This is a genomic window from Streptomyces anatolicus, assembly GCF_019400875.1.
GTDB lineage: Bacteria > Actinomycetota > Actinomycetes > Streptomycetales > Streptomycetaceae > Streptomyces > Streptomyces anatolicus.
Map to the genome: position 1 here is coordinate 1 of NZ_WMBF01000156.1, position 13,664 is coordinate 13,664.

Sequence of the window (13,664 nt, forward strand, 5' to 3'; positions counted from 1 at the left end):
CGTCAGGCCGCTTCCGGCCACCAGGCCGAGGAGGCAGAGATACCTCATCCCGGACTGGACGAGGGAGGGGGAGGTCACGTGCACGTCAGCTCCTCATGAGGTCAAAGAGACGTGGAGGAGGCTCGCACGAGGGACGGCCGGTGCCACTCAACCGATCCGATCATCCATACGAAGAACACCGCAAAGGACGAGTCGTCCGCACCGCCCGGCGCGACCGGGGCCGTCCGGCGCATCCGGTGCATCAGGGGCGCCGGACGCGTCCCGGGCGTCGGGGGCGGCGTCGACCGGGTTCGCCGCGAGGGATGGCGGGGCGGTGTGCGCTCCGCCAGGATGGCCCCCCTCAGAGGGCGTCCGTGAGCGGAGGCAGCGCGATGGGATCACACGCGGTGGCGGGACGGCGCAGACCGATCGTGCTCGGTGCGCTCGGCGCGACGCTGCTCGCCGCCCTGCTGTCCCTCCCGGGCGCGGGCGGCGCCCCGCTCTCCGCCGACGCCTGCCGTGACGCGGGCGCCTCGCTGCCGCGCGGTGACTGCGGGCCGTTCTGGCAGGTCCTGGCCGAGGACTTCAACGGCGACCGGGTGCCGCTCGGCTCCTTCAGCGGCTGCGACCACCACGCCGACACCTCCGCCGCGTACTGCGCGGGGCTGAAGGGCTCCTACCGCGACAACTGGTGGGCTTACCCGACCGGTTGGCGGGACACTGCCAACGACCGGCGCCGAGAGGTCGTCGGTGTCTACCACCCCGAGGACACCGTCAGCGTGGGCCCTGCGGAGAACGGCGACGGCCGGATGAGCGTCCGGATGTGGCGGCCCGCCGACGGAGGGCCCGTGCACGCCGCGGCGGTCGTACCACGTGCCGTCATGCAGATGAAGTACGGCAAGTACAGCGCCCGCATCAAGGTGACCAAGCCGGCCCCCGGCTACAAGTCGGCCTGGCTGCACTACGGCGGCGGCTGCGAGATGGACCACCCCGAGGGCGAGTGGACCGGGTCGCTCAGCGCCTTCCACCACCCCTGCGGCGGCGGCGAGCAGGGCTCGTTCCACGGCGCCGACGACTGGACCGAATGGCACACCGTGTCGACCGAGTGGACCCCCGGCCACGTGCGCTTCTTCGTCGACGGCCGGGAGATAGGACACGACACGAGGAACGTGCCGGACAAGCCCCTGTCCTGGGTGCTCCAGAACGAGAGCGCGCTTGAGGGGCCCGGGGCGGCGCCCGGCAGCAGCGCGCGGCTGGAGATCACGTGGGTCGCGGCCTACGCGTACGGCTGGAAGTGAACTCCCGTACAACCCTTGTGACCCATGCCGTGTCGAACAGGGCGCCGGACAAGGAACGGGCCCTTTCCGGACACCCCCCGCGCCAGCCCGGCCACCTTCCTTCACAGGAGCCGCTCGTGCGCAAGAACCGTTCGGCCGCCCTCGCCGCGGCATCGTTCCTTCTGCTGACCGGGGCCGGCATCGCCACCGCCCCCGCCGCCCACGCCGGCACCCCTGGGGGTACGCACGCCGACGACCGCAACAGCGACTTCAACGGCGACGGATACGAGGACGTGCTGGTCGGCGCCCCGGGCGCCACCGTGAGCGGCCACAAGGGCGCGGGACTCGTCACGGTCCAGTACGGCTCGACCAGAGGCATCGGCACCAGCAACGCCGCCCGCTTCAGCCAGTCCACGTCCGGGGTCGCGGGCGCCGCCGAGGCGGGCGACGGCTTCGGCAAGGCGGTCGCCACGGGCGACCTGGACGGCGACGGCTACGACGACGCGGTCATCGGCATCCCCGGTGAGGACATCGACGACCAGGCGGACGCCGGTGGCGTCGCGATCCTGTGGGGCTCGAAGGCCGGGCTCACCGGCTCGGCGAGCGACTGGCTGCAGAGCCAGGAGCCCACCAAGGGCGAGCAGTTCGGCCTGGGCCTCGCCGCGGCGCACCTCACCGGCGACACGCCGGGCGACGTGCTCGCCGTACTGGACCGCGACGACCTGGAGCTGTTCGCGTACGACGCGTCGCCGCAGCCCGGGCAGGCACCGCTGCGCCGCCAGGACACCCAGCGGCTCTCCGCCGCCGCGGAGGAGCGGCACATCCTGCCGAAGTCCCTCACCACCGGCGACTACGACGACAACGGCTACGCGGACCTCGTCGTCTCCGGCGTGACCGTGGGCCCGGAGGAGCCGGGCCACGGGTGGTCCATGCACTTCGCGGGCGGCGCCGAAGGGCTCACGTACAAGGGCGACCTGCGCGGCGGCCCCGCGGCCGCGTCCGGCGACATCAACAACGACGGCTACGACGACCTGGTGACCGGCGAGCCCGCCTCCCCGGACGACGGGGGCGAGACCATGACCGGCGGCCTGGTCGGCGTGCGCTACGGCACCGCGGACGGCCTCGGTGAGGAGGCCAAGTGGTGGACGCAGGGCTCGGCGGGCGTCCCCGGCAACCCCGAGCGCGGTGACGGCTGGGGCGCCGACCTGTCCGTCGCGGACACCAACGGCGACGGCTACGCGGACGTGGCGATCGGCGCGCCCGGCGAGGACATCGGAACCGTCGCCGACGCGGGCGCGGTGTGGGTGCTGCGCGGCTCGGAGAACGGCGTGACGGCGACCGGCGCCAAGTCGTTCGACCAGGACTCCGCGGACATCCCGGGCGTGCCCGAGAAGGGTGACAAGTGGGGCGCCCAGGTGCGGCTCTCCGACCCGAACAACGACGGCCGCTTCGGCCTCCTGGCGGCCGCGCCCGGTGAGAACGCCGGGGACGGCATCGTGTGGGTCCTCTCGGCCGGCACGGGCGGCGTCACCGCGTCGGGGTCCTGGACCTACGGCGGGGCGTCGCTGGGCGCGCCGGGCACGGGGGCGGCGTTCGGCGCGGCGATCGACGAGTGAGCGGGGCCTTTCAGGCCGTCTGAGCGCGGCCTGAAACCCCTTCCGGAACGCGGTCGTGAGCGGGTGTCTCCGTATGATCACGCTGATATCACAGTGAGATGGAACGGTGATCGCACCACGCGCTCACGACTGCGTTCGGAGGCTGAACAGGCATGACAGAGAGCCGAGTTGTCATCGTCACAGGCGGCGGGACCGGCATCGGGGCCGCCACCGCCCGCCAACTGCGGGCGGCCGGGCACCACGTGGTGGTCTCGGGCCGCCGCCCCGAACCGCTGCGCCGCGTCGCCGAGGAGACCGGCGCGCTGGCCCATCCCGCCGACGCGGGCGACCCGGCGGCCGTCGCCGGTCTGGTCGAGGCGGCCGTGGAGGCGTACGGGCGCATCGACGGGCTCGTGCTCAACGCCGGGGTAGGGCGCAGCGGCGCGGTCGGCGACATCGCCGACGAGGACTGGGAGTTGGTGATGCGCACCAACCTCACCGGCCCCTTCCTGCTCCTGCGGGCCGCGCTGCCCCATCTGCTGGCGGCGCGCGGCTCGGTCGTCGCCGTCGCCTCGGTCGCGGCGCTGCGCAACGGCGTGGCGAACGCGGCGTACGCCACATCGAAGGCGGCGCTCCTCCAGCTGTGCCGCTCCGTCGCCGTCGACTACGGCAAGGACGGGCTGCGTGCCAACACGGTCTGTCCCAGCTGGGTGCGGACCGAGATGGCCGACCGGCGGATGACGCGGTTCGCCGAGGAGGCCGGGCTCGGGGACGGCGGGAGCGACGCGGCGTACGAGGAGGCGGCGCGGTTGATCCCCGCCGGTCGGCCGGGGCAGCCGGAGGAGGTGGCCGAGGCGATCACGTGGCTGCTCTCGCCCGCCGCGTCGTTCGTCAACGGGGCGGCGCTGACCGTGGACGGCGGGGTGACGGCGATCGACCCCGGAACGGTCGCCTTCGACTTCAGCATCACACCGCGCGGCTAGCCGACGCGTGGGCGGCTGAGGCCCGGAGCGTTTGGCGCGAATCCGGACCAGGTGGGCACGGCGAGCAGGAGGCCGTGCCCACCAGTCATGGGCCGGTACGGCGCTTGGTTCAGGCTAACTGCCGTCGCTCCAGCGGGAGTTACCTGTTGAATTTTCGACCGACCCCGATGTGAAGGGCGCATGAACCGGGGGCGAATATCGTCGTTTTGCTCCACAAGGCGCCCAAATCAATTGTTGACAGCGCGAGTTGGTCTAGTCCATTTTGGTGGTACGCAAGTTCGACGAGGGGCGGAGGTGACAGGCGCCGCCGCGCCCGCCTTCAGCAGAGCCCGAACCTTGGAGCCCCCATGGCAGCGTCCGACCGCTACCTCCATCGAGCCCCCTCCGCCGTCCCGTACTTCAGCGCCGACGGCGAGACCTATCTGGCGCAGACACAGCTGCGGGACCTGACCAAGCGGCAGCCGCTCAAGGTGCTGTCCGAGGCGGACTTCGCCTTCTGGCAGACGTACGGCTACGTCGTCGTGAAGCAGGCGATCCCCGCCGAGTCGGCGAAGAACCTGCTCGACTTCGCCTGGGAGTTCCAGGGGCTCGACCGGGGCCGCCCCGAGACCTGGTACGAGGAGCGGGAGTTCCGCTCCGACCTCGACCGCGAACTGCACGTCTACGGCTTCGTCGAGGCCTACCACCACCAGCTCATCTGGGACAGCCGCCAGACCCAGCGGGTGTACGACGCGTTCACCGACGTATGGGACTGCGACGAGCTGTGGGTGACCCTGGACCGGCTCAACCTCAACCCGCCCAACGTCAAGAACCGCTCCCGCTCCCTGATCGCCCCCACCGAGCGCGGATTCGACATCAACCTCCACTGGGACGTCGACACCACCCTCGGCGTGCTGCCCCAGCGCGTGCAGGGCATCATCGCCCTGGACGACACCCGGCACGAGCACGGCGGCTTCCAGTGCTGCCCCGAGCTGTTCCGCCGCTTCGACCGGTGGAAGGCGCTCCAGCCGGACGACCGCGACCCGATACGCCCCGCGATCGACCAGGACGACATGCCCGTCATCCGGCCCGAACTGCAAGCCGGTGACCTGCTGATCTGGAACGGCCTGCTCGCGCACGGCGTGGCACCCAACACCTCCGCGGACGGCGTGCGCGCCGTCCAGTACCTGTCGATGATGCCCGCGCTCGAGACCCACGAGGAGCTGCGCCGCTCCCGCGTCGACTCCTGGCGCCACCTCTCCACCCCGGACTGGAACGCCACGCTCCTCGGCGACGCCCACAAGCACGAGTCGCTCCGCTACGGCACCGCCACGCTCAACGGCCTCGGCGAGAAGCTGCTCGGCCTCACGTCCTGGACCGGAGAGGACGCCGACGCCGCATGCGCCGCATCTGCCTGACCCTCCCCACCAACCGGGCCTGCCCCGAGACGATCGCGGCGATCGGCGGGGAAGCGGCCTACGCCGCCGCGCACTTCGACGTCGAGGTGCACCTGCTGATCCTCGACTCCTCCGACCCGGATACCTTCACCGCCCACGCCGGGGCCGTCCGCGCGCTCGGCGAGACCCCGCGCGTGATCACCCACCACCTCGACGAGGCACGGCAGCGCGACTTCCTGCGCCGGGTGATCGCCCGGGCCGAGGTCGCCAAGCCCGAGCTGATGCTGGAGCTGATGCTCCCGGCCAGGCTCTCCTACGGCGCCTGCACCAACCGTGCCTTCCTGATCGCGGCGGCGCTCGGCTGCGAGTCCGTGCACCGCAGGGATTCCGACAGCCGTTACCAGGTCGCCGACGGGCAGCCGGTCTTCCCCGTCCACCACGAGCTGACGTCGCTCGGCAAGCGGGCGGCCGACGCCGCGCGCGGACCCGTCGAGACCGCCCTCGACCAGCGGCACGCCGACAAGCGCGTCGCGATGGTCGGCAGTTCCTTCGTCGGGGAGCTGTCCGTGGACATCGGCGAGATACGCGACCTCGACCCCGAGGTCTACTACGACGTGGTCAGCCTCTGGGCGCCCGGCCACTGGTCGGACGAGCAGAAGCGGGAACTCGTCGACGACTCCTTCCGCGGAGCGGGCACGGAGGCTTTCACGGGCGACCACGCCACGCTGACCCTGGTCGACCCGATGCGCGTGGACATGTGCAACATCAGCTTCCACGGCGTGCACGAACGCGTACCGCTGCCGCCCGCCACCGACACCATCGGCAGCGACTACTTCCTCATCCACCTGGTCCACGACGCCGCACTCCCCGGCGTCCTGCACAACCGCGACATCGTCAACTTCTACACCCCCGAACGCAGAACGGACGCGGGCTTCATCGCGTACCAGACGCGCTTCGTCAAGTTCTTCCTCTCGATGCTCTACTTCAACGAGGTCTACGACCGGATGGCCGAGGCCGGTGACGCCCTCCTCGACGAGAGCGGCCAGGTCCGCGGCTCCGCCATCAGCGCCCTCGCCCGGCGCAGCGCCACGCTCGACCGCACCGAGAACGTCCAGCGCCTGGACCGCGTCGACGCCGCCTACCGCAGACTCGGCGGCAGATACGCGCGGTTCGCCGACGTCCTCGCCACCCGTCGCGAACGCCTCCTGGACGAGGCGCGCCGCGACATCGAGGACTTCGCGCTGCTGACCGAGGCCTGGGAGCCCCTGGTGCGGGCGAGCAAGGACACCGGTCCGCACCTGCCCGCGGCCGCCGAGGCGGGACGGCCCACTTGAGCGCCACGATGACGCACGAGACCGCACCGCTGTTCGACGCCCTGGCGAACGCCGCCGAGGACCAGATCGTCTTCGACCTCCCCGGCATCGAGGAGCGCTACGACACGCTCCGCCGCGAACTGCCCGGCGTCGCCGTCCGCTTCGCGATGAAGGCCTGCCCGGTCGACGAGGTCCTCGCCCGCCTGGCCGAGCGGGGCTGCGGCGTCGACGCGGCGAGCCCCCACGAGGTGGAGCAGGCGCTGCGCGCCGGGGTGCCGCTCGCCAGGATGCACTACGGCAACACCGTCAAGTCCGACGCCCACATCGCCGACGCGTACCGCCTCGGCCTCAGGGACTTCGCGACCGACAGCCTGGAGGACGTCACCGCCCTCGCCGAACACGCCTCGGGCGCGCGGGTGTTCTGCCGGTTGGCGACAAGCGGCGACGGAGCGCTCTGGGGACTCAGCCACAAATACGGATGTACGCCCGACGACGCCGTCGCCGTGCTGGACAGAGCCCGCGAGCTGGGGCTGACCCCCGCGGGCCTGTCCGTGCACGTCGGTTCCCAGCAGATGGCGGCCGACGCCTGGCGCGACGCCCTCGACCGCATCGCGGACGTCCTCGCCGCCCTCGCCCGGCGCGGCATCTCTCTCGACCACGTCAACCTCGGCGGCGGTCTGCCCGCCCTCGGCTACCGCGACCAGCGCGGCAGGCCCCTCGACCCGCCGTTGGACAAGATCTTCACGGTGATCCGCGAGGGCATGGCACGCCTGCGCGAGATCCGGGGCCACCGGCTCGGCTTCGTCATCGAGCCCGGCCGCTATCTCGTCGCCGACCAGGGCGCCATCCGCGCGCACGTCTCCCGGCTCGCCGCCCGGCGCGGCCCCGACGGCGAGCGTCAGTACTGGCTCTATCTGAGCTGCGGCAAGTTCAACGGCCTCTACGAGATGGACCAGGTGCAGTACCGTCTCGTCTTCCCCTCGCACCACGGCGCCGAGTCGGTCCCGGCCGTGGTGGCGGGCCCCACCTGCGACAGCGACGACGCCTTCTCGCACGAACACGGCCTGGTGCCGGTGCCCAAGGCGCTGGCCTCGGGCGACCCCGTGTGGGTGCTGTCCTGCGGCGCGTACGCGACCAGCTATATGACGCGGGGCTTCAACGGCTTCAGCCCGCTCCCGTACACCTGGATAGACGGCGGGGACACGTGAGCCACGATACGGAGGCGGGGAGCGTGAGCCACGAGATACGGATACGCCGCATCACCGCGGACGACTGGGACGGCGTCGACGCCCTCGAACACCGCGCCTACGACCCCCTCGGCCTGTCGGAGGGGCGGGCCGCCCTGGAGTCCAAGGCACTGGCGTCGCCGGACACCTGCTTCGCGCTGGACGTGGACGGGAGCCTCGCGGGCTATCTGCTGGCCCTGCCCTACCCGGAGTCCGCCTACCCACGGCTGCGCGGGACCGACGAGACGCCCGCGCTCACGTCGCGCAACCTGCATCTGCACGACATCGTCGTCGCGGAGGAACTGCGGCACCGAGGGCTCGCGCGGCTCCTCCTGAACCACCTCACCATGACGGCCCGTGCGCACGGCTACGAGCAGATCTCCCTGGTGGCCGTCGGCGGCAGCGAGACGTTCTGGTCGGCCCGTGGCTTCACCGCCGGCCAAGGGGCCCCGCCCCCCGCCGGATACGGCCCGACCGCCGTGTATATGTCCAGGGCGGTGCCGGCCGGGCCGGTACCGCGCAGAGAATCAGAGAAGTGGGCTGATGCGGGTGTTCCGCGTACGTGATCCTTTCCATCGGGGGCAGCTGGCGATCGCGGCCCTGTTCTGCTCGCTCGGCTTCCAGTACGCCACCTGGGCCTCCCGCATCCCCGCCCTCAAGAGCGACCTCGGCCTGAGCGCGGCGGAGGTCGGCGTGCTCCTGATGGCCGCGGGCGTCGGGGCCGCGGTGTCGTTCCCCCTGGTCGCGGCGCTGATGCGGCGCCTCGGCTCGCAGCGCCTCGCGCTCCTCTCGGCGCTCTGTCTGGCCCTGCTGCTGCCGGCCCTCGCCGCCGCGCCGAACTACCCCGTCGCGCTCCTCGTGATGTGCGTCGACGGCGTCCTCGTGGGCTGCCTCAACGTCGCCATGAACGCCCAAGGGGCCGCCCTCGAGACCAGGTTCGCGCGCAACGCCATGGCCCGGCTGCACGCGACGTTCAGCGGCGGCTCCCTGCTCGCCGCGCTCCTCGCCTCCGGCATGAACGCGCTGACCTCGGCGGTCGCCGTCCACTTCACCGCGGCCGCCGCGCTCCTGCTCCTGCTGGCGGCGTACGCGCGTACGGGTTTGCTGCCAGAGGATCAACTCCCCGAGCAGGAAGGCGAGAAGGCCCGTGGTGAGGCGGGGGAGAAGAGGGTCGGGAAGCGTGCCCGCAAGTGGACCCTGCCGTCCCGTATGACGCTGTGGATGTGCGTCGCGATGGCGTTCGGCACCGTGACCGAGGGCGCGATGAACGACTGGTCGGCGCTCTACCTGGAGGATGTCGCCGACGCCTCCGCCGAGTTGGCGCCCCTGGGCATCGCCGTCGTCTCCGGCATGATGGTCGTCGCCCGCCTCTTCGCCGACGGCTGGCGCAGCCGCTGGGGGGACGGCCGCGTCGTGGTGGCCGGCAGCGCGCTGGCGGGCGCGGGCCTGCTCCTCGCCCTGCTCAGCGGCGGCCTGATCCCCGCCCTGCTCGGCTTCGCCTGCGTGGGCCTCGGCATCGCAGCCGTTACCCCGTGCGTCTACGTGGCCGCGGCGGGACAGGGCTCGGACTCGCTCACGCTCGTCGCCGCCATGGGGACGACGGGTCTGCTGGCCGGGCCCCCGCTCATCGGCTTCATCGCCCACGCGAGCAGCCTCGTGTGGGGGTTCGCCGCGGTCGCCGCGTCGGCGCTCGTCGTCTCCGCGTGCGGTACGCGGATCAGGTGGACGCCCGCGGAGCAGCTGACCCGCACCTGACACCACTTGGCCGCGCTACCTGACACCACTTGGCCCCGCATCTGAGGCTACTTGAGGGTAGGCCTACCCGACCCCCTTGTTATACGGTCTGTCTAACAAGGGGGTCCAGGCGTGCCGCTGCGCGGGCGCCGCGGGCCCCGCCCTGACGTCCGAGTCAAGGAGCCGCAGCATGGCAGGCAGCACTGTCCGGCCGAGCGCACCACACGATTCCCCGGAGGGCGACATCGCCCGGCGGCTGCTCGACTCGGCCGCCGTCCTCGCGTACGACCCGGCCACCGAGGTCGACTGGGAGACCCCGCTGGACCGCGGCTTCCACGGCGCGAGCCCGGAGTGGAGCACGCTCTACGGCACCGCCTACTGGCAGGAACTGACCGAGGAGCAGCGCAGGGAACTGACCCGGCAGGAAGCCGCGTCGGTGGCGAGCACCGGTATCTGGTTCGAGATGATCCTCCAGCAGATGGTGCTGCGCGACGTCTACGCGAAGGACCCGACCAGCGCTGAGGTCCAGTGGGCGCTCACCGAGATCGCCGAGGAGTGCCGCCACTCGATCATGTTCGCGCGCGGCGCCGAGAAGCTGGGCGCGCCTCCTTACCGGCCGCACCGGTTCGCCGTCGAACTGGGCAGGGTCTTCAAATCGGTCGCCTTCGGGGAGGCCGCGTACGCGGCGATCCTCGTCGCCGAGGAGGTGCTCGACGTCATGCAGCGCGACTGGATGCGGGACGAGCGGGTCGTGCCGTTCGTCCGCACCATCAACAACATCCATGTCGTCGAGGAGTCCCGGCACATGAAGTTCGCCCGCGACCAGACGCGCAGGCGCCTCGCGGGCGCGGGCCGGGTACGCCGTCAGATCAACGCCCTCGTGATAGCCATCGCGTCGTACGTCATCGTCACCAGCATGGTGAACCGCGAGGTCTACGCGAACGCGGGGCTCGACGGCGAGCGCGCCCGCGCCGAGGCGAAGGCCAACGAACACCACAAGTCCATGATGCGCTCCAGCTGTTCGGGCCTCATGGAGTTCCTCGCCTCGTGCCGTCTGCTCACCAGGCCCGCCCTGTTCTTCTACAAGCGCGCCCACCTCATCTGAATCCGGCCGACATGACCTACGCCATCACCCAGACCTGCTGCGGCGACGCCACCTGCGTGGCCGTCTGCCCGGTCAACTGCATCCATCCCACCCCGGAAGAACGGGCGTTCGGCAGCACGGAGATGCTGCACATCGACCCCAGGACCTGCATAGGCTGCGGCGCCTGCGCCGACGCCTGCCCCGTCGACGCGGTCTTCCCTGTGGACCGCCTGCCAGAAGCGCAGCGGGAGTACGCCGCGATCAATGCCGCGTACTACGAAGAAGACGCCGCGTACGAGGGAGGAGGCGCCGCGTACGACGGTGAAGCCGAGGCGCCTGGACAGGGCCCGGACGGGCCGAACTTCCATCCCTGGGGCGAGCCGGCCTTCCCCCGCGTCCTGCCCGCCGACTTCGCCCCGCTGAAGGTCGCCGTCGTCGGCACCGGCCCGGCCGGTATGTACGCCGCGCGGGACCTGCTGCTGCACACCAGCGCCGAAGTGACACTGATCGACCGGCTGCCGGTGGCCGGCGGACTCGTGCGCCACGGCGTCGCGCCCGACCATCCCGCGACCAAGAAGGTCGGCGACACCTTCGCCCGCTTCCACACGCACCCGAGGGTGCGGATGCATCTGGGGCTCGACGTGGGCACCGACATCACCGCGCAGGAACTGGCCGCACACCACGACGCCGTGATCTACGCCGTGGGGGCGTCCGCCGACCGCCGCCTCTCCGTACCCGGCGAGGACCTGCCCGGCAGCATCCCCGCGAGCGCGTTCGTCGCCTGGTACAACGACCACCCGGACGCGACCCCGGACGGCATCGACCTGTCGGCGGAGCGCGTCGTCGTGGTCGGCAGTGGCAACGTCGCCCTCGACGTGGCCCGCATCCTGCTCGCCGACCCGGACGCCCTGGCCCGCACCGACATCGCCGACCACGCCCTGGCGGCGCTGCGCGACAGCGAGGTCCGCGAGGTGGTCCTGCTCGCCCGGCGCGGACCCGAGGACGCCGCGTACACCACCTCCGAACTGCTCGCTCTCAAGCACCTGCCCGGCGTGGAACTGATAGTCGACGACCACGACCCGCGAATAGCCCGCGCGCTCGACGAGGCGGCACCGAGGGACAAGGCCGCCGCGCTGCACGGCGTCACGCGCCGGCGGATGGAGTGGGACGCACCGCCCGCCCCCGGACGGCGCATCGTCCTGCGCTTCCACTGCCGCCCCACCGAAGTCCTCGGCGAGAACCGGGTGGAAGCCGTGCGCGTCACCTCGGACGCGGGCGAGCGGATCCTCGGGGTGGGCATGCTGCTGCGCGCGATCGGCTACCGCGGCCTGCCGGTACCGGGACTGCCCTTCGACGAGCTCAGCGGAACCGTCCCGCACGAAGCCGGGCGGGTGACCGGGCAGCCGGGAACGTACGTCGTGGGCTGGATCAAACGCGGGCCCACCGGCGGCATCGGAGCCAACCGCACCTGCGCCGCCGAGACGGTCTCCACCCTCCTCGCCGACGCGATCGCCGAAACCCTCCCCGCGCCGCGTCACGAGACCCGCGCCTTCCACCGCCTGGCCCGCCGCCGCAGCCGCCGACATGCCGATTCAAGGTTTCTCCAAGGTCTCCTGCAAGTCCGCGGCGCACGCTAGGGGTGTCGAAACGGGCCGGTGTCCTTGGAGGGAAACATCATGGCTGTAGACTGTGCCGGGGCGGCCTGTGCCGGGACCGCCATCGTGCCGAGGGCCAGCACGGCCCCCACCCCCACTCTCGTGAGCAACGTACTGCGACGCCGGAGTCCTGCAGCACATCAACGCGACGCCCGCGACCCGGGGTTACTGCGAACGGGCCGGCAGGACCTGGTGGGGCTTCGTCAACATCTACTGACGATCCTCACCGACGCTCCTCACCGGCCCTCCTCAAGGGCGTCCCTGACGTCACCGAGGTCCACGAACTTGAAGTTGGTGGAGGGGCGTTCGCCGTCGCCGGGGGAGTCGTGGCCGTCCTGCACGACGAGCAGTCCGTCGGGGTACGTGCGGCCGAGCGGCGCGGCGAGCGCGGCGGCACCGTCGCACTCCTGCGAGCCGTCCAGCTCCGAGGAGGCCGCGGTGACGCGGAAGCCGCCCTCGTACTCGTTGGCGTCGGACAGCTCGCGGTCGTACGCGGCGAAGGTGTCGTCGCCCTGGCTGGACGCCAGGAGGTGGCCGTCGCCGTCCGGCTCGGTGAGCAGCGTCAGCCCTTCGACGTCGGCACTGAGGCGGCTGCCGCCGTATCCGGGGTCGGCGCCGGCTACGCACTCCTCGGTCTCTTCGTCGTAGGTGCCGGGGACGCCGAACTCACGCACCTTGTCGACGAGTTCCGGTTTGCCGGTCAGGTCGGCGCGCATCCGCCAGATGCCGACGTCCTCCTGACCCGCGTACAGCGTGCCGTTGGCCGGGTCGACCACCATGCCCTCCACCTGGGGGAGCTCGCCGGGCTCGCCGCAGGGGGTCCACGAAGTGCCGTTGGGGAGGCGGAACTTCGCGGGCAGGTCGAGGGTGCGGAGCTTGCGGTAGTCGACCTTGCCGCCGGCGCCGGGCGTGATCTCCAGCAGCGCGACGCTGGTCCGCTCCCGGCGGCTGACCAGCGCGTAGGAGCGGCCCGTGGACTTGTCCGTCCAGGTGGCGAGGCCGTACGCGGTGCGCTGTTCGTCGATCTGCTCCTGGGAGGAGGAGAAGACGGGCGGGGCGGCGGGGTCCGTGACATCGGTGAGCGGGCCGCCCGGGCGGTCGCGGTCGATGCGGTGGAAGCGGAGCCGGTCGCCGCCCCTGTCGCTGGTCACGGCGAGGTCGGCGCGGCCGGAGGAGAGGCGCAGCCCATGCAGGAGGTCGACGTTGTTGAAGCGGCCGGGCGCGTGGTCCGGGCCCGGTGCGGCGGGGGCGGGCACGGACTGCACCTCGCGGGCGTCCAGGTCGTAGACGCGCAGGCCGCCCTGCTTGGCGGTGGCGATCACCAGGCTGCGGTCCGGGTTCGCGGCGTTGCGCCAGATCGCCGGGTCGTCCGCGTCGGCGTCGCCGCCCGCCTCGTCGTCGTGGAGTACGGGGGTCTCCGCGCGGGGGGCGACGGCGGGCAG

General features: G+C 71.9%; 11 protein-coding genes. 10 read left to right on the plus strand and 1 reads right to left on the minus strand.

Going from position 1 to position 13,664, the window contains the following annotated elements:
• The first annotated feature begins 371 nt into the window (after positions 1-371).
• The 10 genes from GKQ77_RS16105 to GKQ77_RS16150 all read left to right on the plus strand — a co-directional run bounded on the left by GKQ77_RS16105 (position 372) and on the right by GKQ77_RS16150 (position 12,204).
• Entirely contained in the window at positions 372-1,277 is a 906-nt protein-coding gene (locus tag GKQ77_RS16105) for a glycoside hydrolase family 16 protein (RefSeq protein ID WP_219689463.1), read from the plus strand.
• A 116-nt stretch (positions 1,278-1,393) separates the two neighbouring features.
• Positions 1,394-2,872, plus strand: coding sequence for an FG-GAP-like repeat-containing protein (locus GKQ77_RS16110; protein WP_219689464.1), 1,479 nt, complete (start codon positions 1,394-1,396; stop codon positions 2,870-2,872).
• A gap of 152 nt (positions 2,873-3,024) precedes the next feature.
• A complete protein-coding gene (locus GKQ77_RS16115) occupies positions 3,025-3,834 on the plus strand; it encodes an SDR family NAD(P)-dependent oxidoreductase (RefSeq protein ID WP_219689465.1) in 810 nt (269 codons plus the stop codon).
• A gap of 347 nt (positions 3,835-4,181) precedes the next feature.
• On the plus strand, positions 4,182-5,231 hold the full coding sequence (locus GKQ77_RS16120) for a phytanoyl-CoA dioxygenase family protein (RefSeq protein WP_219689466.1): 1,050 nt from the start codon (positions 4,182-4,184) through the stop codon (positions 5,229-5,231).
• Positions 5,213-6,544, plus strand: coding sequence for a DUF6271 family protein (locus GKQ77_RS16125; RefSeq protein ID WP_219689467.1), 1,332 nt, complete (start codon positions 5,213-5,215; stop codon positions 6,542-6,544). The genes GKQ77_RS16120 and GKQ77_RS16125 overlap by 19 nt, the downstream gene beginning before the upstream one ends.
• An 8-nt stretch (positions 6,545-6,552) precedes the next feature.
• Positions 6,553-7,731 (plus strand): type III PLP-dependent enzyme, encoded by a 1,179-nt coding sequence (locus tag GKQ77_RS16130; RefSeq protein WP_219689473.1) that lies wholly within the window; start codon positions 6,553-6,555, stop codon positions 7,729-7,731.
• 23 nt (positions 7,732-7,754) lie between these two features.
• Positions 7,755-8,315: a GNAT family N-acetyltransferase gene (locus GKQ77_RS16135; RefSeq protein WP_219689468.1), complete on the plus strand. Its 561-nt coding sequence runs from the start codon at positions 7,755-7,757 to the stop codon at positions 8,313-8,315.
• On the plus strand, positions 8,293-9,504 hold the full coding sequence (locus GKQ77_RS16140) for an MFS transporter (RefSeq protein ID WP_219689469.1): 1,212 nt from the start codon (positions 8,293-8,295) through the stop codon (positions 9,502-9,504). The genes GKQ77_RS16135 and GKQ77_RS16140 overlap by 23 nt, the downstream gene beginning before the upstream one ends.
• Positions 9,505-9,673: 169 nt before the next feature.
• A complete protein-coding gene (locus GKQ77_RS16145; protein ID WP_219689470.1) occupies positions 9,674-10,588 on the plus strand; it encodes an AurF N-oxygenase family protein in 915 nt (304 codons plus the stop codon).
• An 11-nt stretch (positions 10,589-10,599) separates the two neighbouring features.
• The gene (locus tag GKQ77_RS16150; protein WP_219689471.1) at positions 10,600-12,204 is read left to right on the plus strand and encodes an FAD-dependent oxidoreductase; all 1,605 of its coding nucleotides are present in this window, start codon (positions 10,600-10,602) and stop codon (positions 12,202-12,204) included.
• Between the two features lie 254 nt (positions 12,205-12,458).
• On the opposite strand, the gene GKQ77_RS16155 is transcribed toward GKQ77_RS16150, so the two are convergent.
• A partial coding sequence (locus GKQ77_RS16155; RefSeq protein ID WP_219689472.1) for a phytase occupies positions 12,459-13,664 on the minus strand: 1,206 nt, incomplete at its 5' end.

Coding starts and splice junctions, on each gene's coding strand:
- GKQ77_RS16105 (WP_219689463.1), top strand. CDS start 372: ATGGGATCACACGCGGTGGCGGGACGGCGCAGACCGATCGTGCTCGGT.
- GKQ77_RS16115 (WP_219689465.1), top strand. CDS start 3,025: ATGACAGAGAGCCGAGTTGTCATCGTCACAGGCGGCGGGACCGGCATC.
- GKQ77_RS16120 (WP_219689466.1), top strand. CDS start 4,182: ATGGCAGCGTCCGACCGCTACCTCCATCGAGCCCCCTCCGCCGTCCCG.
- GKQ77_RS16125 (WP_219689467.1), top strand. CDS start 5,213: ATGCGCCGCATCTGCCTGACCCTCCCCACCAACCGGGCCTGCCCCGAG.
- GKQ77_RS16130 (WP_219689473.1), top strand. CDS start 6,553: ATGACGCACGAGACCGCACCGCTGTTCGACGCCCTGGCGAACGCCGCC.
- GKQ77_RS16140 (WP_219689469.1), top strand. CDS start 8,293: ATGCGGGTGTTCCGCGTACGTGATCCTTTCCATCGGGGGCAGCTGGCG.
- GKQ77_RS16145 (WP_219689470.1), top strand. CDS start 9,674: ATGGCAGGCAGCACTGTCCGGCCGAGCGCACCACACGATTCCCCGGAG.
- GKQ77_RS16150 (WP_219689471.1), top strand. CDS start 10,600: ATGACCTACGCCATCACCCAGACCTGCTGCGGCGACGCCACCTGCGTG.